General features: G+C 65.4%; 17 protein-coding genes. 4 read left to right on the top strand and 13 right to left on the bottom strand.

Features of this window, described 5'->3' with window-relative positions; all coding sequences use genetic code 11:
- Positions 1–18: 18 nt before the first annotated feature.
- Genes ACWEO2_RS05335 through ACWEO2_RS05320 form a run of 4 tightly spaced genes read right to left on the bottom strand, consistent with a single transcriptional unit; the run spans position 19 to position 3,868 of the window.
- Positions 19–858, bottom strand: a complete 840-nt coding sequence (locus ACWEO2_RS05335; protein WP_452404234.1) for an ATP-binding cassette domain-containing protein — start codon at positions 856–858, stop codon at positions 19–21.
- On the bottom strand, positions 855–1,907 hold the full coding sequence (locus ACWEO2_RS05330) for an ABC transporter permease (protein ID WP_452404233.1): 1,053 nt from the start codon (positions 1,905–1,907) through the stop codon (positions 855–857). The genes ACWEO2_RS05335 and ACWEO2_RS05330 overlap by 4 nt, the downstream gene beginning before the upstream one ends.
- A gap of 13 nt (positions 1,908–1,920) precedes the next feature.
- Positions 1,921–2,928 (bottom strand): sugar ABC transporter substrate-binding protein, encoded by a 1,008-nt coding sequence (locus ACWEO2_RS05325; RefSeq protein WP_355177349.1) that lies wholly within the window; start codon positions 2,926–2,928, stop codon positions 1,921–1,923.
- 10 nt (positions 2,929–2,938) lie between these two features.
- On the bottom strand, positions 2,939–3,868 hold the full coding sequence (locus ACWEO2_RS05320) for a TIM barrel protein (RefSeq protein WP_452404510.1): 930 nt from the start codon (positions 3,866–3,868) through the stop codon (positions 2,939–2,941).
- A gap of 288 nt (positions 3,869–4,156) precedes the next feature.
- Between ACWEO2_RS05320 and ACWEO2_RS05315 the strand changes: the two genes are divergently transcribed.
- A complete protein-coding gene (locus tag ACWEO2_RS05315; protein WP_452404232.1) occupies positions 4,157–5,161 on the top strand; it encodes a LacI family DNA-binding transcriptional regulator in 1,005 nt (334 codons plus the stop codon).
- A 66-nt stretch (positions 5,162–5,227) separates the two neighbouring features.
- Positions 5,228–6,247 carry a Gfo/Idh/MocA family protein gene (locus ACWEO2_RS05310; protein WP_452404231.1) on the top strand — a complete coding sequence of 340 codons (1,020 nt, stop codon included), beginning with the start codon at positions 5,228–5,230 and terminating at the stop codon, positions 6,245–6,247.
- Positions 6,248–6,432: 185 nt separating this feature from the next.
- Here the strand turns inward: ACWEO2_RS05310 and ACWEO2_RS05305 are convergent, their stop codons facing one another.
- The gene (locus ACWEO2_RS05305) at positions 6,433–6,909 is read right to left on the bottom strand and encodes a nitroreductase/quinone reductase family protein (protein WP_452404230.1); all 477 of its coding nucleotides are present in this window, start codon (positions 6,907–6,909) and stop codon (positions 6,433–6,435) included.
- A gap of 100 nt (positions 6,910–7,009) precedes the next feature.
- On the opposite strand from ACWEO2_RS05305, the gene ACWEO2_RS05300 reads away from it, so the two are divergent.
- On the top strand, positions 7,010–7,639 hold the full coding sequence (locus ACWEO2_RS05300; protein ID WP_452404229.1) for a TetR/AcrR family transcriptional regulator: 630 nt from the start codon (positions 7,010–7,012) through the stop codon (positions 7,637–7,639).
- Positions 7,640–7,974: 335 nt separating this feature from the next.
- Here ACWEO2_RS05300 and ACWEO2_RS05295 read toward each other — a convergent pair whose 3' ends face one another.
- Both ACWEO2_RS05295 and ACWEO2_RS05290 read right to left on the bottom strand, forming a co-directional pair.
- Positions 7,975–9,363 (bottom strand): vWA domain-containing protein, encoded by a 1,389-nt coding sequence (locus ACWEO2_RS05295; protein WP_452404228.1) that lies wholly within the window; start codon positions 9,361–9,363, stop codon positions 7,975–7,977.
- Entirely contained in the window at positions 9,360–10,250 is an 891-nt protein-coding gene (locus tag ACWEO2_RS05290; RefSeq protein WP_452404227.1) for an AAA family ATPase, read from the bottom strand. Before ACWEO2_RS05290 ends, ACWEO2_RS05295 begins: the two co-directional genes overlap by 4 nt.
- 264 nt (positions 10,251–10,514) lie before the next feature.
- Between ACWEO2_RS05290 and ACWEO2_RS05285 the strand changes: the two genes are divergently transcribed.
- Positions 10,515–10,823 carry a hypothetical protein gene (locus ACWEO2_RS05285; protein WP_452404226.1) on the top strand — a complete coding sequence of 103 codons (309 nt, stop codon included), beginning with the start codon at positions 10,515–10,517 and terminating at the stop codon, positions 10,821–10,823.
- An 819-nt stretch (positions 10,824–11,642) separates the two neighbouring features.
- Here ACWEO2_RS05285 and ACWEO2_RS05280 read toward each other — a convergent pair.
- The 6 genes from ACWEO2_RS05280 to ACWEO2_RS05255 all read right to left on the bottom strand — a co-directional run bounded on the left by ACWEO2_RS05280 (position 11,643) and on the right by ACWEO2_RS05255 (position 19,485).
- Positions 11,643–12,689, bottom strand: a complete 1,047-nt coding sequence (locus ACWEO2_RS05280; protein WP_452404225.1) for an acyl-CoA thioesterase — start codon at positions 12,687–12,689, stop codon at positions 11,643–11,645.
- 105 nt (positions 12,690–12,794) lie between these two features.
- Complete coding sequence (locus ACWEO2_RS05275) at positions 12,795–13,955, bottom strand: alkane 1-monooxygenase (RefSeq protein WP_452404224.1); 1,161 nt, start codon at positions 13,953–13,955, stop codon at positions 12,795–12,797.
- A gap of 287 nt (positions 13,956–14,242) precedes the next feature.
- Positions 14,243–15,316, bottom strand: coding sequence for a lipase family protein (locus ACWEO2_RS05270; RefSeq protein ID WP_452404223.1), 1,074 nt, complete (start codon positions 15,314–15,316; stop codon positions 14,243–14,245).
- 551 nt (positions 15,317–15,867) lie between these two features.
- Entirely contained in the window at positions 15,868–16,869 is a 1,002-nt protein-coding gene (gene ilvC, locus ACWEO2_RS05265; RefSeq protein ID WP_452404509.1) for a ketol-acid reductoisomerase, read from the bottom strand.
- Between the two features lie 187 nt (positions 16,870–17,056).
- The gene (ilvN, locus tag ACWEO2_RS05260; RefSeq protein ID WP_040693551.1) at positions 17,057–17,560 is read right to left on the bottom strand and encodes an acetolactate synthase small subunit; all 504 of its coding nucleotides are present in this window, start codon (positions 17,558–17,560) and stop codon (positions 17,057–17,059) included.
- Positions 17,557–19,485, bottom strand: coding sequence for an acetolactate synthase large subunit (locus ACWEO2_RS05255; RefSeq protein WP_452404222.1), 1,929 nt, complete (start codon positions 19,483–19,485; stop codon positions 17,557–17,559). Before ACWEO2_RS05255 ends, ilvN begins: the two co-directional genes overlap by 4 nt.
- Positions 19,486–19,771 lie beyond the last annotated feature (286 nt).

Here is a 19,771-nt window from a genome sequence, read left to right as displayed (position 1 = left end):
GTCCTCGAAGTCGTGGGTTCACGGCGTGACCACTCGCTGCAACTCGTGCTGGAGTGCGTCCAATTCGGCGCCACCGGCCATTTGCCTGGTCAGCTCCGGCAAATCGATCTCGGACTTCTCGTAGGAGCCGAGCATCGCGCCGCGCTTGAGCAGGAGGAAGCGGTCGCCGACCGGGAAGGCATGATGCGGGTTGTGCGTGATCAGGATGACCCCGAGCCCGCGGTCTCGTGCCTGCACAACGTATTTCAGCACCACACCGGCCTGCTTCACGCCGAGGGCGGCGGTCGGCTCGTCCAGAATCAGCACCTTGGCCCCGTAGTGCACCGCCCTGGCGATCGCGATGCACTGACGCTGGCCACCGGACAGCGTGCCGACCGGCTGCTCCATATCGCGGATCTCGATGCCCATATCCGCCAGCGCCTGCCGGGCGATATCGCGGCCCCTGCGACGGTCGAGCAGTCGCAGCGGGCCGTATCCGAGGGTCGGCTCGGAGCCGAGTACGAAGTTGCGCCACACGCTCATCAGCGGCACCACCGCGAGATCCTGGTACACGGTCGCGATGCCGTGATCCAAAGCCTCTCGGGGCGAGGACAATCGGATCGTCTGCCCGTCGATCTTCAGCTCACCGCGGTCGTGCTGGTGCACACCGGCGAGAATCTTGATCAGCGTCGACTTGCCCGCACCATTGTCGCCGAGGATGCAGGTGACCTGTCCCGCGTTCACGACCGTCGAGACGTCACGCAAGGCGACGACACCGCCGTAGCTCTTGCCGATATCGATCGCTTCGATCAATGGTGTCGGCCCGGCCGGCACCACGCCACCGCCACTGGTCGAATCGCTCCGCGATGCTGTGTTCATCGGCGTACCCTCTCGGCTCGCTTCTTGAATATGTTGTTGACCAACACCGCTGCCAACAGCAGCACGCCGAGGAACAGCATGAACCAGTCACTGTCCCAACCGGCGAAAACGATGCCCTGACGCGCCATGCCGAAGATCAGCGCGCCGATCGCGGCGCCGACCGCCGAACCGAATCCGCCGGTCAGCAGGCAGCCGCCGACCACGGCCGCGATGATGTAGTGCAGCTCCAGCCCGACACCCTGATTCGCCTGCACGCTGGAGAAGCGGAGGATACTGCAGGAACCGACGACCCACCCCGCGAAGGCCGTGGTCATGAAGAGCAGGATCTTGGTCCGGTCGGCGGGAACGCCGACGGCCCGCGCACTGGGTAGCGCACCGCCCACCGCGAAGATCCAGTTGCCGAATTTCGTGCGTACCAGCACAAGTGCGGCGATCGCGGTCAGCACCACCCACCAGACGACCGAGGCCTGCAGGTGGGTGTCGCCGATATCCAGTGTCGATGCGAAAACCCATCCGGCCGAGTTGTACCCCTCGGCGCTGCGAATGCCGGATACCTGAACGGTTCCGGTGACCAACCGGGTTACGCCGAGGTTGAGACCCTGCAGCGCGAGGAAGGTGCCGAGCGTGACGATGAAGCTCGGTAGACCGGTACGCATCACCAGCCACCCGTTGAACGCACCGACGGTCAGCGCGAAGAGCAGCGAAACCAGCAGCGCCAGCCAGACATTCCATCCCGCATGCACCGCGAGCAGTGCGGTGACCAGCGCGGTGGAGGCGGTCATGACACCGGCGGACAGATCGAATTCACCGCCGATCATCAATAGCGCGACCGCGACCGCCATGATGCCGAGTGTGGACGAATCGTCCAGCCAGGTCGCGACGCCGAGCGGACTGAGGAACCGGTCGGTAATGACCGAGAAGAATACGAAAACCAATGCGGCGCCCAGCAATGCCCCGATCTCCGGTCGGACGATCAAGCGCTGGAACAGCGAGGGGCCCTCCGGCGGGCTGCTGGGTGCGACCTCGGAAGTTTTGGTGGCAACAGTCATTTCATCCACTCCTTCAGCGCATGCCCAGTGCCACGCGCGCGGCCACGGCTTCGACATTGTTCTTGTCGACGAAGGCGGGCCCCGTCTGCACCGGTGCGCCACCACCGACCGAGTTCAGGTTCGTCCGATACAACTGCAGCAGCACCACCGGCAGATAACCCTGCTCGTATTGCTGCTGGTCCACCGCGAACAGCAGCTTGCCCGCCCGAATCGCCTCGACCACATCGGTATTCAGGTCGAAGGTCGCGACCGTGGCGGCCGACTGCGATTCCTTCACCCCATCGACCGCGCGGGCGGCGACTTGTGAATTCAGCGTCAGCACCGCGTCGATGGACCTATCCGCCTCCAGCGCGCCCTTGATGCGGGACTGCGCGTCGGTGGGATTATTGATATCCACCTGCAAGGTGGTGCCATTGCCGAAGGCCTTGGTCGCGCCATCGCAGCGCTGATTGGCGCCGATATTGCCCGCCTCGTGGATGACGCACAGCAACTTCTTGCGGCCCGCGTCGGCGAGGCGTTTACCCGCGGACTGCCCGGCCAGCGTCTCACTTTGTCCCACATGGCCGATGGCGCCGAATTTCGCGCTCTCGCTCTCGCCCGAATTGATGGTCACCACTGGAATACCCGCGGCGACGGCCTTCTCGATCGAGGGCCGAAGTGCCTCCGGATTCGCCATCGATACGACCAGACCGTCCACGCCCTGCGCGACCGCATTATCGATGAGCTTGGCCTGCTGCCCGGGATCGCCGGAGGAGTTGTACTCGACACGGACGCCGAGATCCTTGCCCGCCGCCTCTGCACCGTTTTTGACGACGTTCCAGAAGGCGTCACCGGGGCTGCCGTGGGTCACCACCGCGACCGACCCCAACTTGCCCTGGGCGACGGGGGAATGGGTCGGAGCGGGGACATCCGCACCCGGACCGCTACACGCGGCGAGAATGGTGGCCGCGGCCAGCCACGGCACCAGGCGGCGCGATCGCCGCCACCACGGCGTGCGTATTTCCAGTGACATCGTTGTCATCACTTCCCATCTAGATTCGGGCGGAGTCGAGAGCGGAACCGATGCCCGCGAGGTGGATCAGACTGCGGGCGGCATCTCGGCTCGGCAGTTCCGCCGAATCCTCGGGGCGCAATGCCGTGTCCTGTTCGATGACATACCAGCCGCGGTATCCGGCGGCATGCACGCTGCGCACCAGGGCGTCGATATCGACATCGCCGTCGCCGAGCGGGACGTAGATGCCCTGGCGGACCGCGTCGCTGTATTCCATTGCGCCGCTGCGCACTCGGTCGGCGATCGCATTGCGCACATCCTTGAGGTGGATGTGTCCGATGCGATCCGGATAGCGCTGCGCGAGGCGCACCGGATCGGTGCCGCCGATGAGCAGGTGGCCGGTGTCCAGGCACAGGTCGAGATCGGAATCGGCGAGGAAGCGGTCGACTTCGGCTTCGTTCTCGACGTAGGTGCCGACATGTGGATGCAGCGTGGTGCGGAGTCCATATTCGGCGGCGACATCCCTTATGGCGGCGGCCGTTTCGATGAGGGTTCGCCACTCTTGATCGGAAAGCGCTGGGCGCGTGTCATATCCGTCGAGACCGGTGGCGGCCGCGAGGACGACTACCTCCGCACCCGTCGCGGCGAATAGCGCGGCGTTCTCGCGGGCGGCCGCGATCGCCTGCTCCGGGTCGCGGTGCAGCGCGAGGGCGAGGAACCCACCGACCGAGCTGATTCCGAATCCGTCGAGCAGCGAACGCAATTCGAGGGGATCGCGCGGTAGATAGCCGGGCGGGCCGAGTTCGGTGGCCGAAATGCCGAGCGCGGCCATCTCGGTCAGCACGGTCCGCGCGTCGAGCACGTGACCCCAACCGGGGACTTCACAGACTCCCCAGGAAATTGGGGCGGCCGCGATGCGCAGCGGGTGGCGCGGTTCGGGCGCATCCGCCACCCGGCCACCGCCCGTCATCGAATCGCTATGCGATGCAGTACTCATCGGGACTCTCCGACCTTCAGCGTCGATCATGCGCTCCGAACTATTGGAGCGCTCCAACTATGTAACGTGGGTCATAGTGTGTCAAGTACTGCATCGTCAGCTCTTATATCGCTGCGACCAGCGAAAATCCGGCCGTCCAGCGGAAATGCACCGAGCTGGCGATGGGAAAAATGCCGGATTAGAGCGCTCTATTGCCTAGCGGGCGTCAACCTTGTAACGTCCGACACTGCATGAGCACGGCGATTAGGGAACGGAGGCGAAATGGCTCGACCGACCATGGAGGACGTCGCCGCCCGCGCCGGTGTGTCCCGCGCGCTGGTATCCCTCGTCATGCGCAACTCACCCAAGGTCAGCGAACACCGCCGTCGCGCGGTGCTAGCGGCCGCGAAAGACCTCGGCTACCAACCGCACATCATGGCGCGATCGCTGGCCAGCCGGACCTCCAATATCGTCGGCGTCATGGTCTCCGACCTGCGCAATGCGTTCTTCGCCGATGTGGTGGAGGGGATGGACGCGGCCGCGCAGGAGGCGGGCCTGGAACTGATCCTCAATACCGGGCGCCGCAGCGCCGCCCGCGAACGCACCGCACTGGAGAGCCTGCTGTCCTTCCGACCCGGCGGCGTTATCCTGCTCTCCCCCGTACTGCCCATTGCGGCCGTCCGCGAAGCCGCCGAAAAGTGTCCGGTCGTGCTCATCTCGCGCAGTTCCGCCATTGCCGATGTCGACACCGTCAATGACAATGGCGAGATCGGTGCCGCGCTGGCCGTGGATCATCTGGTCGCGCTCGGCCACCGTCGGATCGTGCATCTCGACGGCGGTGGCGCCTTCACCTCGGCCGCGCGCCGTCGCGGGTACCGCGACGCCATGGCGCGAAATGGGTTGGAGCCCATGATCATCGCGAGCGAGCACACCGATTCCGCGGGTATCGCCGCGATCCAGAAACTGCTGAACCTGTTCTCTCGCGGCAACTTTCCCACCGCGCTGGTGTGCGGTAACGACTTCAACGCCGTCGGCGCGATGTCGGCGTTGGAAGAGGCCGGACTTTCAGTGCCGCACGATGTTTCGATCGTCGGCTATGACAACACGTCGCTGGCCGCGCTGCGACACGTCTCCCTGACCACCATCGATCAGCCCCGAAACCAGATGGGTCGCTTGGCAATCGAGGCGCTCATCGAACGCCTGCGCGACGGCCGCACCGAACCGGTGCGCCGCCGCCTGCAACCGTCACTGGTCGTCCGTGCGACGACTGCCGCTCCCCGCGACTGACCCGGGTCCGACTGTCGGCCCCGGCATCAACAACCGCCATTTCGTATTTCATTAGGAGGAGAGCCGATGACATCCGCGCACACCGTCACTGTTGGCCTGGCAGGCACCGGAAGAATCGGCACCTCCCACGCCGAGACGCTCAAACACCTGCCCGGTGTCGACACCGTCATCGTCGCCGATGCCGACGCCGAGCGCGCCCGCGCCGCCGCCGGAAAACTCGGCGTCGAAGTAGTCGCCGATATCGACGCCCTGTTCGCCTCGCCCCTGGACGGCCTGGTCATCGCGACGGCCACCGATTCCCATCCCGAACTCATCACCCGAGCCGTGGACGCGGGCATCCCCGTCTTCTGCGAAAAGCCGGTGGCCGCCGACATCCAAGGCACCCTCGAGGTCATCACCCACATCGAAAACTCCACCGTCCCGGTCCAGATCGGCTTCCAACGCCGCTTCGACGCGGGCTACCGCGCCGCTCGTGCCGCCATCGCCTCCGGCGCACTCGGCTGGCTGCACACCCTGCGCGCCACCACCCTCGACCCCGCACCCCCACCCGCCGAATACATCCCCCGCTCCGGCGGTCTGTTCCGCGACTGCGGCGTCCACGATTTCGACATCATCCGCTGGGTCACCGGCCGCGAGGTAGTCGAGGTCTACGCCACCGGCGCCAACCGAGGCGAAACCTTCTTCGCCGACGCAGGCGACGTGGACACCGCCGCGGTACTCCTGCGCCTGGACGACGGCACCCTCGCCACGGTCTCCCTGAGCCGCTACAACGGCGCAGGCTACGACGTCCGCCTCGAAGCCCTCGGCTCCCGCGGCAACGCCATCGTCGGCCTCGACGACCGCGCCCCCTTGACCTCCGTCGAACCCGACTACACCCCCTCCACCTTCCCCGCCTACCCCGGCTTCATGGAACGCTTCCGCCGCGCCTATACCGACGAACTCGCCGCATTCCTCTCCGTGATCAAGGGCGACCTCGAAAACCCTTGCACCCCTGCCGATGCCTTGGCCGCGTTCTACATCGCCGAGGCGTGTGAACTCTCCCGCCGAGAGGGCCGCTCCGTCGCGGTTTCCGAAGTCCGGCACTGATCCGGACCGTCGTCACCGGCCGACTGTGTCACGGCTCGTGCCGCAGTCGGTCACGACAGCCTCGAACCTCGGCGACGACACGCCGCCGCGGTGATCCACCGCGTGAGCGGCAAGGTCATCGCGGCCGTCGCGGAGACGATGGATGCGGATCAGTTGGCCGAGCAACTGCGGGGCGACAGCGAAGATCATGACCGGGCCGGCAGGGGGCGGAGGCGTACTACGGCGATGCCGTGGGCCAGGGCGGTGCGGAGGGCGGGAAGGTTGGTGGTGCCGTCGGGGTCGAGGTGGATTCTGGCGAAGCGACCGTGGGTCGGGTTTTGGGTGAGGATTTCGCGGTAGAGGGTGGCGGCGCGGGGCTCGTCGGTGATGACCTCGTGGTCGGCTTGGATGTCGGCGCCGCGGAAGCGGATCCGGACCGGAGTGCCCGGAATAAGGTTGCGGCGCCAGTTGGCGGCGGTGCCGATCAGGAGGTGGCCGTCGTGTTCGGCATAGCCGACGGGGTTGGCGTATTCGCGGCCGGTTTTGCGGCCGGAGACGGTGACGATGAGGAGTTTCTTGCTCAGTAGCGGGTGCAGGCGGGATCGGAGGATGGCGCGGACGACGGCGTCGCCGATGCGCTGGGTGCGGGATTGGGTGGTAGGGGCCTTGGTCGGGGTGGACATGGTGCCTCCGCTGGTCAGTTAATTACTGAGTGGATACTCAAAAAATACGACTATGTGGGGCATACTGCAAGGGTTGATGCGGCATGGAGAGGAGATCGGGGTGGCGGCGTCCGCGGATGGTGCACGGCCGACTCGCGCGCAACGGGGACGGCCCTCGACGGGGGTGCGGGAGTCGGTTGTGGTGGCGGCGCAGGAGATTTTGGTTGAGGCGGGGGTGGCTCGGCTGACCACGAAGGAAGTAGCGAAGCGGGCGGGGGTGGCCGAGTCGAGCATCTTCTATCACTTCGGGGATCGAATGGGTTTGCTGCAGGCGGTGATCCAGCGGCATCTGCGACCGGTCAAGGATGTGCTCGGGGAGGTCGAGGAACAGCCCGGGTTGCGGGCGGGTCTGGTGGCGCTCGTCGAAGCGTTGGAGGGGTTCTTTCTGGATGCCATTCCGGTAATGGCCGCGGTGCAATCGGATGCGGAGTTGCGCGCGAAGTATGCCGAGCGCAGTCGGGAGTTGGATATCGGGCCGCACCGCGCGGTCGACGCTGTCATTGCGCACCTGTCGATGCCACGCGCGGACCAGCGCGTACCGGTCTCGGTGGATCTGCGAGCAGTCGCTCTGCTCCTGGTCGGCGCGGCGCATCAACGCGCGCTGCAACGTCACCTGAGCCCACCCGACGTGGTCACGGCGCTGCCCACAACCGAATCCATTGTGGACACGGTTATGCCTATCCTCGGCTGAGAACGCCGAGTACCTGCGTGTGGTGAATCGACTCGCGGAAGTCGACCTGCCCGTCTCGCCCGCACACCCTCGACCGGAAGACGCCCGAACCAGTGCCGTGCCCAGCTAGCTCCTGCCGCATCCAGCCCTCGGGCCGGGGTCTGTCGAACGTAGCCGAATGGTCGTCGCGCAGGACCGTATTCGACCGCGATCTACGCTCGGCGAGCAGTCGGAGTGGGTAGCGCAGCAATCTATCTGGACGGGGTAGTAGGCCCGTCGTTGGCGCGACCATGCCGTTCTTCCGCTGACGGATACCGCGTACCTACTCGGCGACGGCCGAATGGCAAAAGGGAGCGTTATCGAGCAGGCAACAGCCGACCGATGACCTCAGCGAGCTGTTTCACATTGCGGCATTCGTGCATGGTGATGTGTTCGGCGAATACATGTGCGGCCGAATCACCGCTGGACCAGGAGCGGGCGGGTTCGGGATTGAGCCAGTAGGCGTGTTTCGCGCGGTCCGACATTGCCCGCAGCGCAGCGAGATTCGGATCGGTACGGTTGGTGCGGGCGTCGCCGAGGATGAGCAGCGAGCTGCGGGGCCCGAGGGCGTCGAGGTAGTTGTCGACGAAGCCTTGCAGCGCCTCACCGTAGTTGCTGCTGCCGAAGCGGGCGACTTTGGAATCGCGCACGATTCGGGCGGCGGTACCAGGGACGGGTGGCTCACCAGGAGTAAAGAAGCCAGTGATTTCGTCGCAGGTGTCGATGAAGCCGAAGCTGCGGACCCTGCTGAATTGGTCCTGCAGCGCCTGCACGAGTTGCAGGGTGAATTCCGCAAAACCCGTGACGGAGCCGGACAAGTCGGCCAGTACGACCAGGTCGGGGCGGCCGTGTTTGCGGGCGCGCAGCACCGGGTCGATCGGCACTCCCCCGGTTGCCATGGAGCGACGCAGGGTTCGGCGCATATCGATCTGGCCGCGGACCGCCTTGCGGCGGCGGGCGGCGAGGCGGGTGGCGAGTTTGCGAGCCAACGGGTTGACCAGGCGGCGCATTTCGGCGAGGTCTTGTTCGCGGGCGCCGAGGAAGTCGACCCGATCGGTGCTGGATTCGACGCCGCGACGGGCAATATATTCGGTGCCGCGCAGTTGCGCGGAGCGCAGGCGCGCCTCGGTTTGGACGGCGGTGCGGAATTCGCGCAGGCGGCGGTCGGCTTCGATGGTACGCACGGTGGTGTCGAGGTCACCTCCCATGCCTGCGACGATGCGTTCGACAAGTTCTTCCGGCCGTAGGGATTTCATGGTCAGGTAGGAGGACCAGCCCGCACCCGATGCGGTGCTGACCGGGCTCGCGGTCACGCCGGTGCCGACTCCGCCGTATCCGCCCAGCTCGGTGAGCGCCTGCCGAGCGAGTTCGGTTACCGCATCGCGGTCGTTTCGGGCGAGGGTGTCCACCAAGCGGTCGCGCAGTGCGTCGACGGACTCGGAGGTCGACGGCGTTGCCGACCGCGGCTGTTCGGCGGTCAGGAAGTAGAGATCGAAGAGCTGGTCGAAAACGGCGCGCTGGCCGTTGCGGCGCAGCAGACAGGCGGCCATGCCGGAACGCAGGCGGTTGCGGTCGGAGAGACCGAGCGCCAGCATTGCCCCGGCGGCGTCGATGGTTTCGCTCGGCCCCGCGGAGATTCCATGGTCACGCAACAGTCCGACGAATTCGACGAGACGATCGGTCAGCGCATCACTGGGAGTGGTCACGATGGTCTGCGATCGTGTGGCTCAACAGCGGGCAGTTCCAGGCGATCGATGGCGATGCGGTGGTCGGCTTGGTATTTGAGCAGTACGCCGAGGGTGGAGCGCACGATAGTGCCGGTCAGGTTCCGGGTACCGAGGGCGACCAGAGTGCGCGCCCAGTCTACGGTTTCGGCGATCGACGGAGGCTTGCGCAGCGACAGTTCGCGAAGGGCGCCGACCATTCGGACCACTGGCTCCCCCAGCGCATCGTCCAACTCGGGCACCTTCATGCGGACGATGGCGCGTTCCAACTCGGCTGTCGGGTAGTCGATGTGGAGGTAGAGGCAGCGGCGTTTCAGCGCCTCGGACAGGTCGCGGTTGGCATTGGAGGTGACGAGGACGATGGGCCTGCGGACCGCGGTGACGGTACCGAGTTCGGGGATGCTGACCTGGTAGTCGCCAAGGACCTCCAGGAGCAGTCCTTCGAGTTCGATATCGGCCTTGTCGAGTTCGTCGATTAGCAGCACGGTCGGATGCGGGTTTCGAATCGCGGCCAGCAGCGGACGCTGGAGCAGGAATTCCTCGGTGAAGACGTGGTCGCGGGTGCTGTCCCAGCCTTCGTTATCGGTGGCGGTGATGCGCAGCAGTTGCTTGGCATGATTCCACTCGTAGAGCGCGCGGGCCTCATCGATGCCCTCGTAGCACTGCAGGCGCACCAGGTCGGAGCTGGTGGCGGTGGCGATCGCCTTGGCCAGCTCGGTCTTGCCGACACCCGCCGGGCCCTCGATCAGCAGGGGCTTGCCCAGGTGCCCGGCGAGGAACACCGCGGTGGCGATGTCGGTGGAGGGCAGGTATCCGGCGTCGGTGAGCCGCCGCGTCACCTCGTCGACCGAACCAAAGAACTTACTCATCAGTAACTAGTCTACGGCCTGTGTGCACGGAAGATCGGCCGGGGGCGGCGACGTCAGTGGGGCTGGACAGACCCTGAGCCCAAATCCTCACCTGCTAGGGGAATCGTCATACCAAAGGTTGATTCTTCCCTCGAATCCCGCTTCACCTCTGGTCTTTCGGACAAAAGCGGCACAGGGTGTACGTGCGGTCGATGCGCAAATGCGAGCAGACCCTCGTCGGGGAATGGCGAACGCACCGTTCGCCGCAGATAGAAAGGATTCACAGTGTTTTCCAGAACGACGTCCGTTCCAGGCCGGGCCGTGGTGGCCAGAGTGGCCATCGCCGGCGCACTCGCCGCAGTTCCGTTGACCGCGTTGGCGATTCCCGCCTCGGCCGACCCGACCGCCACCGAACCCAGCGTGACCGAGGTGCGGCACCCGCACAACGACTGGGATTGCGACCGCCCCGGCTTCTTCGACGACTGGGACCATCACCCCGGACGGTGGGATGACTGCGACTTCCCCGGTCGCTGGAACGATCCCTGGCGATTCCCGCGCCACCTCTTCCCGCGCGGCGCATTCGGCAGCAGCTGATCCCGAGCAATAGCGGCCCGGCACCGAGCAGGTGCCGGGCCGTTCTACGTTCGGCGCCGAGCGCTGTGCAGAAGTATCCGGCCCGCACCGCGAACCCTGTCGCCGACCGACTCCGGGTTGATACCTCCGGGAATACCCCCACCCCAGTCGGATCCCATCTCATACATCCGACTGAAATAACCCTGAATTAGCCTGCGACAGAAGACTTTTCGACGACAAGACGCCAGAGTGGGAGCATGACAACGACGCCCCGCCGAATGCTGGCCCAGGTGGCCGCGGCCGCCGCTATCGCCGTAGTTCCCTTGACCGCCCTGGCAATTCCCGCCTCGGCCGCGCCAGCGACGGGCTCCGCCGGATCCGGCGGGGGCTGCGAGACGGCCGAAAATCGAGACGCGTGCGAACAGGCATGGCGGGATGAGCAGGCGCGGCGCAAGCGGGAGGACGATAACTGGGCGAACAGCCTGAACAATCCGGCCAACCCCATGAGCCCGCTCAACCCCAATAACCCGGCCAACCCGCAATATCAGTGGGAGCACAGCCTGAACAATCCGGCCAACCCGATGAGCCCCTTGAACCCCATGCACCCGAATAACCCGAATAACCCAAGTAGCCCGAGCACCCCAAGCAGCCCGAGCAGCCCGAGCAGCCCAAGCAGCCCAAGCAGCCCAAGCAGCCCAAGCAGCCCAAGCAGCCCGAGCAGCCCAAGCAGCCCGAGCAGCCCAAGTAACCCGAGCAGCCCTACCCCTGGCCACTGACCACGAACCGAGGACACCGATGGCCCGCCTCGCCCCCGGAGCGGGTCCGAATTCCCGCCGCGATTCACGGCATAGGCGCACGGAAGTGACTGGGTTCGGCGTCGGCGGGCACTGCGCTGGCCGCGGTGAACGGCTCCACCTCGGCCCGCAACTCGACGAGGTGTCGAGCGTGCGCCGCTAGCGCGCGGTCCTCGTCGGAAACCGGAACCCACTGCCGGACGGGCAGCGCCTTTCCACTGCCGTCCACCGCGACGACGACGGCGAGCCCGTGCGCCGCAAGAGCCGGTTCGTCGGAGTGGGTATCCGTGGCGGTCACGTGCACGCTGACGTGCATACTGCGCGGACCGGTATAGATCAGCCGAGCACCGACCTCGACGATATGACCGATGACAATGGGCCGGTAGAACCGGATCCCGCCGAAGTAGGACGTAATGACATGCTGTCCAACCCAATCGGCGCCGCAGATATAGGCCGCCTCATCGATCCACTGCATCGTGCGACCGCCGTGCACCTTGCCGCCCCAGTTGATATCCGACGGCGCCGCCAGGAATCGCAGCGTGCCGGTAGGTGCGGTGCCCGCCGATGTGTACTGCTGGGCGGCCATCGCCTCTTCGATCCGCTTGCGCACCGAAATCCGCGCCCGCGCCTGCCGGTGCCGCTGTAACTCGAGAATCGTGGTCGGATTCCACTGCGGCACTTCCACGGTCCGCCGATTGTCGTCGACCGCGACGAAAATCGTCAGACATTGCGCCGTCTGCACCGGCTTGCGTCGCGTGGGATCGGTCGAATAGACGCTGACGAGGATATGCATGCTGGTGCGTCCCGTATGCACGAGATTCGCATGCAATTCGACCAACTCACCGACCGCGATCGGCCGGTCGAGATGAATATTTCCGACGTAGGCGGTGACGCAGTAACAACCACTCCACTGAGCCGCCGCCGCATAGGCGACCTTATCGATCCATTCGAGTAGCTTTCCGCCGTCGACCGAGCCCGCGATGCCCGCATCGGCCGGTTTGACGAGGAAGCGGTGGATGGCCTCGGCACGTCGACCCGGCGATGCCGAACTCGGTGCGGAAGCGGGGACAAATGTGGTGGATGAGGTGCTCACGACTCGCGATCTGTTCGGCAGACAAAGGCTTCGACTCCGTTGTCCCCGAAGACGATAGGCAACCGCGCCGCTACGGGCGAGTAGCGAGCCCCGCCGATCCGAGAGTCAGTGGACGTATTTGGCGGAGCGAGGGGATTCGTTGCGGCGTTTGGTTCGCCGCTTGGTGTTGACGAGGTTGATATCGCCGCCGTAGTGGGCCAGGACACGATTGTCCATGACCGCGCGCCAGATCGCGGGGACAGCAGCCAGCAGGATCATGCTGGCGTAGCCCGCGGGTAGCTGTGGCGCCTGCTCCGAACTGCGCAGGGTCTGGTAGCGGCGGCCGGGGTTCGCGTGGTGGTCGCTGTGGCGCTGTAGATGGAACAGGAATAGGTTCGTGACCAGACGGTCACTGTTCCAGCTGTCACGCGGGGAGCAGCGCACATATTTGCCATTGCGACCGCGCTGGCGAAGCAGTCCGTAGTGCTCGACGTAGTTCACCGTCTCGAGCAGCCCCGCGCCGATCAGCGCCTGCAGTGCCAGAAATGGGATCACCATCGGACCAAAGATGACGATCAGCGTGCCGAACAGCACGACACTCATCGACCAGGCCTGCAACAGATTATTGTCCCGACAGAACCAGCGCTTTCCCTTGCGGGACAGGCGTTCACGCTCCAAGGCGAGGGCTGAGCGGAAGCCGCCGATCATACTGCGCGGCAGGAACTCCCACAGTGATTCGCCGAATCGGGCACTGGCCGGATCTTCCGGCGTCGCGACGCGCACGTGATGGCCGCGATTGTGCTCGACGAAAAAGTGCCCGTACCCCGATTGCGCCAGTGCGATTTTCGCCAGCCAGCGTTCGAGGTGCTCGACCCGATGGCCGAGTTCGTGGGCGGCATTGATTCCGATGCCCGACACGAACCCGAGCGTCACGGCCAAACCGAGCTTATCGGATATGCTCAGTGCGTCTCTGGACCAGAGAAATCCCGCGATGAGCAGGCCGATGAACTGTAGCGGCAGGAAAAGGTAAGTGCACCACCGGTAGAAGCGATCGTTGGACAAGGCCTCGTAGTCCTCGTCGCGCGGATTGCTCCCGTCATTCCCTATTGCCCAGTCCAGCAGCGGGATCACCACGAGCACAATGATCGGACCGATCCACCAGAAAATCTCCAGGCCCGTACGGGCCACCAGTTGTGAAGGCAGTACCGAACAACTCGGAGCGATCAACCCCAGTATCCACAGATACCGCTTGGGGTCGCGTCTTTCAGTATTCTCGAAGATCGACATAGGCGCCTCGGGCATCCAACAGAACTACACCGACAGAGAGTGTGGCCGCCGAAATCCGTTGCGGTGAAACTGTCGTTCTAGAATAGCCGTGTCTGCGCCGCGTGCCAGCGATCTTTCGAAATCCACGTTCTGACCTGGCGGCTTTCCTTGGCCGAGGACGGATTTCGCCGCGCCAGGCGGTGCTGCGGGCCCGAAATCGAATCCGACACTCGATCTGCGTGCCCGACGGCGGGTTTCGGCCCTGGGACCGGCCCGCCACCGGGCACTACGCACCGAAATCGCCAGCGCTACGGTAGCGCCGCGCAGTTGGACGGAGCGGGCATACCCGCGAGCCGATCGGTCAACCACTGCTGCGAGGCCACCATGGCCGGGAAGAAGGCGATCACGTGGGTGCCGACGAGTCCGGATGCGGGAGGAATTTCGGCGTTCGCTTCCAACTGAACGGGCACTCCGCTACCGCACCAACCGGCGGCCACGTCGCGCACCGGCACAAAAGGCGCTCCCTGGTCGTTCACGGCCGACGCGGCAAGTACCGGAACGGCCGGGGCGCGGGTGCCGATACGCTGCTCGGCGAATGCCGACTGCAACACCGGGGACCGATCGATAACGGCGGTGATCGGTTCACCGCTGGTGGTCCACTCGGACGTGCGCCCATGCTCCTGGGCAAGTCCGGCCGGGACCGCACATTTGCCCAGGGATTCCGCCAGGATCGCCTTGCCGAGGTCGTTGAGTTCGGCATCGAGCACCGGACGAGTTTCCGGGTAGTCGGCGGCAATGCCGTTGAGTATCCAGGCGATTGACGGTGCGAAATCGGCGCGGCCATCGTTGAATCCGATGAAGTATTCGTCGTCGACCACCGGCCCACCGACGTAGGCGCCGCGCACATTCAGATCGGGGGCGTAGCTCGATTGCAGTTCGGCCGCACCGGCGGAGGCCATACCGCCCTGCGAATACCCGTAGAGGATGACCGGCGTGCCGGGGTTGAGACCGGTGTCGGGCAACTGCAAGGCGGCGCGCGCGGAGTCCAGTACCGCATAGGCTTGCGACTTCCGGTTGAGATAGTCGTGCACGTCGGGCGTGCCGAGTCCGTGATAGTCGGTCACCACTATCGCCACACCGCGGTTGAGCAGTGAACGGATTGCCACCAGATCGTATTCGAAGATTATGTCCAACGGAGGCTGGAACTCGGCGATAGTCGACATCAGCTTCGAGGGCGCGCATTGATCGCCCTGCCCCTTGGTACCGCCCGCGTACGCGATCAGCGGCCGCTCGCCCGGCCCGTTCCACGGCACGGTCGGCTGCAGATACGTGCCGACCACCGCCGTCGGGGCATCGTGGGTATCGCTGCTGACGTACATCATGCGCGTCGCCGCCGCGGGGACCACTCCTGGCTGTCCGGGCGCCGACATTGCCACCGGCGCCGGTTCGGCTCGAACAATAGTGCCCCGCCCGTCCGGGAGCGATGGCGGTGGAAGGTAGAAATCATCGGCCTCCGCGACCTGTTGCTCCCCCGCCGGTTGCGCCCATATATGAGGTGCGGCGATAGTCCCGCCTCCGACCACGATCAGGGTTCCCGTCAAAGCTGCGGTCAATCCAAATATCCGGCTGCGCACGATGTCGGATCCTTCCTGCGAAATTGGGAGGTACCCATGGCGTCTAGAATCGGATAGAGAGGGTATCTCCCGCAGTAGCGGTTTTCCGTGAATCCCGACGAGAATCGCCGATCCGTGACGGCCTCGAACCCGCAAACACCGAGGTCCATTTCGGCGTGAAACTCCTCGACTACGAGTTCGGGTCGGAGCCGGTGCTCATGTAAGTAGCGGCAATTGCGTGGCCGCGGCATAAGCGACCACCGAAACAACAGTGGCCCACCCCGACGAATCGGGATGGGCCACTGCCGTGTTTTCGCGTATTACGCGGTTTCGGTGATCGGCCGGTCGACCCAGCTCATCAGGCCGCGCAGCTTGGCGCCGGTGACCTCGATCGGGTGCTCGGCATTGGCCTTGCGCAGCGCCTCGAGCTCCTTATTGCCGCCCTCGACATTCGCGACGAGCCGCTTGACGAAGCTGCCGTCCTGGATGTCGCGCAGGATTTCCTGCATGCGCTTCTTGGTGTCGGCATCGATAACCCGCGGACCCGACAGGTAGCCACCGAATTCGGCGGTGTCGGAGACCGAGTAGTTCATCCGGGCGATGCCGCCCTCGTACATCAGATCGACGATGAGCTTGAGCTCGTGCAGCACCTCGAAGTAGGCCATCTCCGGGGCGTAGCCCGCCTCGACCATGACCTCGAAACCGGTCTTCACCAGCTCTTCGGTACCACCACAGAGCACCGCCTGCTCACCGAACAGGTCGGTCTCGGTCTCTTCCTTGAAGGTGGTCTTGATGACACCCGCGCGGGTACCGCCGATGCCCTTGGCGTAGGACAGCGCCAGCGCCTGACCCTCACCCTTCGGGTCCTGCTCGACCGCGATCAGGGCCGGAACGCCCTTGCCATCGACGAACTGACGACGCACCAGGTGGCCGGGGCCCTTCGGCGCGACCATGCCGATGGTCACATTGGCCGGGGGCTTGATCAGGCCGAAGTGGATGTTGAGGCCGTGGCCGAAGAACAGCGCGTCGCCGTCCTTCAGGTTGGGCTCGATGTCGTTGGTGAAGATCGACGCCTGAGCGGTGTCGGGGGCGAGCACCATGATCACGTCGGCCCACGCGGCGACCTCGGCCGGGGTGCCGACGGTCAGACCGGCCTCTTCGGCCTTCGGCCGCGACTTCGAGCCCTCAGCGAGGCCGACGCGGACCTCAACGCCGGAGTCGCGCAGGCTCAGCGAGTGCGCGTGCCCCTGGCTGCCGTAGCCGATGACAGCGACCTTGCGGCCCTGGATGATCGACAGGTCGGCGTCGTCGTCGTAGAACATCTCGACTGCCACTCTTGGTTCCCTTCGGATCGGATCATCCCCGCCGGAGCGGGGAACACCATGCTGACGCAGGTGATGAGTTTGCAAATTTCGGATCAAATCGGATCCCCCGCGTGCGCGGGGAGCGCGGCACGCCGACCGCCGATCGCAGCAAGACTAGCTCGTCGCACGATCGACGGGTCGGGCACTAGCGCGTAGCAGTGATGGATTTCGGCCCACGGCCCACGGCCACCACACCGGACTGCACGATCTCCCGGATGCCGTACGGCTCGAGCATCCGAAGCAGCGCGTCGAGCTTGGACCGAGTTCCGGTCGCCTCGACGGTGAGCGCGTCCGGCGAGACATCGATCACCTTCGCCCGGAAGAGCGTAACCGCCTCGATGACCTGGGTCCGCACGCTGGCGTCCGCACGCACCTTCACCAGGATCAGTTCGCGGGCGACCGAGGTGTCGGCATCCTGCTCCACGATCTTGATGACATTGACCAGCTTGTTGAGCTGCTTGGTGACCTGCTCGAGCGGCAGGTCCTCGACGGTGACGACGATGGTCATGCGCGAGATCTCCGGGATCTCGGTGCCACCGACGGCCAGCGATTCGATATTGAAGCCACGGCGGGAGAACAACGCCGCGACCCGGGCCAGCACGCCCGGCTTGTCCTCGACCAGGACGCTCAGGGTGTGAGTGGTACTCACTGATCGGTCCCCTTGTTCTTCTCGTGCGACATCGCCTCGTGGATGACGGCGGGCTCGGCGGCCTGCTCGTCCTCATCGAAGAGCGGGCGGATGCCGCGCGCGGCCATGATCTCGTCATTGCTGGTGCCCGCGGCGACCATCGGCCACACCTGGGCGTCCTTGCCGACGATGAAGTCGATCACCACGGGACGGTCGTTGATGGACTGCGCCTCGCGGATGGCGGCCTCGACGTCCTCCTCGCGCTCGACCCGGATGCCGTGGCAGCCGAGGGCTTCGGCGAGTTTGACGAAATCGGGGATGCGCAGGGTATGCGTGCCGAGATCGGTATTGGAGTAGCGCTCCTCGTAGAACAGGGTCTGCCACTGCCGGACCATGCCGAGGTTGCCGTTGTTGATCAGCGCGACCTTGATCGGCACGCCCTCGACGGCACAGGTGGCCAACTCCTGGTTGGTCATCTGGAAGCAACCATCACCGTCGACCGCCCACACCTCTTTATCCGGTGCGCCCATCTTGGCGCCCATGGCCGCCGGAACGGCGTAGCCCATGGTGCCGAGACCACCGGAATTCAGCCAGGTGCGCGGCTTTTCGTACTTGATGAACTGCGCCGCCCACATCTGGTGCTGGCCGACGCCGGCACAGTAGATGGCGTCGGGTCCGGCCAGACGACCGAGGGCCTCGATGACGAACTCCGGCGACAGCGAACCGTCGCTGGGCGTCGTCCAGCCGAGCGGGTAGCCCTTGCGGATGCCGTCGAGGTACTGCCACCAATCGGTGAGATCCAGCTGCGGCGGGCCGGAGGGGTCGGCCTTGAGCGTCTCGATCAGTTCGACGATCACCTCGCGGCAGTCGCCGACGATCGGGACATCCGCATGCCGGTTCTTGCCGATCTCGGCCGGGTCGATATCGGCGTGGATCACCTTGGCGTCGGGCGCAAAGGAATCCAGCTGACCGGTGACGCGGTCATCGAAGCGCGCGCCGAGGGTGATCAGCAGATCGGACTTCTGCAGCGCGGCGACCGCGCCGACGGTGCCGTGCATGCCGGGCATGCCCATGTTGAGGTGGTGGCTGTCCGGGAACGCACCGCGCGCCATCAGGGTGGTGACCACCGGGATCCCGGTCAGCTCGGCCAGTTCCAGCAGCTGCGGTGACGCGTCGGCCTTGATCACGCCGCCACCGACGTAGAGCACCGGCTGCTTGGCCTCAGAGATCATCCGGGCGGCCTCGCGCACCTGCTTGCCGTGCGGCTTGGTCACCGGACGGTAGCCGGGCAGCCGCATCTCCGGCGGCCAGCTGAAGGTGGTCTGCGCCTGCAGCACATCCTTGGGGATGTCGACGAGCACCGCACCCGGGCGACCGGAGGCGGCAAGGTAGAAGGCCTCCGCGATGATGCGCGGGATATCGACACCCTCGGTGATGAGGAAGTTGTGCTTGGTGATCGGCATGGTGATGCCGGAGATATCGGCTTCCTGGAACGCGTCGGTGCCGATCAGCCCGCGTCCGACCTGGCCGGTGATGGCGACGATCGGGACCGAGTCCATCTGCGCGTCGGCGATCGGGGTGACCAGGTTCGTCGCGCCCGGACCCGAGGTGGCCATGCAGACGCCGACCTTGCCGGTGGCTTGCGCATAACCGGTCGCCGCGTGACCCGCGCCCTGTTCGTGCCGGACGAGGACGTGACGGACCTTGGTGGAATCGAAGAGCGGGTCGTAGACCGGGAGAATCGCGCCGCCGGGAATGCCGAATACCGTGTCGACGCCGAGCTCCTCCAGGGAGCGGACGACGGACTGCGCGCCGGTGACCCGCTCGGGCGGGACCTGGCGGCGGTTCGCCGCGGTCGTCGGACTACCAGCGGCCACGGCCGGCTGATTCGCCGAAGGCGCTGGCCTGCGGGCCGAGGGCCCGGGCCGTGCGGTTGGTGCACTCACCGTCTTCGTTCCTAACTGTTCGTACTAGACCCCGGACAATTGTGCTTGCACGTGGTGCCTTGCGAAGCGGCCACGTGCCAGGACTTTTGTCCCGAACACAAAAAAGCCCCCGACAGCGCAGGGCTGTTCGAGGGTGGCGCGTCGCAACGCGAGCTGACGTATTCGACTCAGGTAGTCAGGCTCAACGCTGGACGCGCCGGCCGATTACGAGCAACTCGATTCGATTCACGCGCATGACGGTATGTGTGCGCGAGTCGATCAGTCAAACAGGTCTCATTATGTGAGA

It is taken from the genome of Nocardia sp. NPDC004278, from assembly GCF_053602975.1.
The sequence above is the reverse complement of the archived record's forward strand: the minus strand, read 5'-3'. Positions and strand labels throughout refer to the sequence as shown.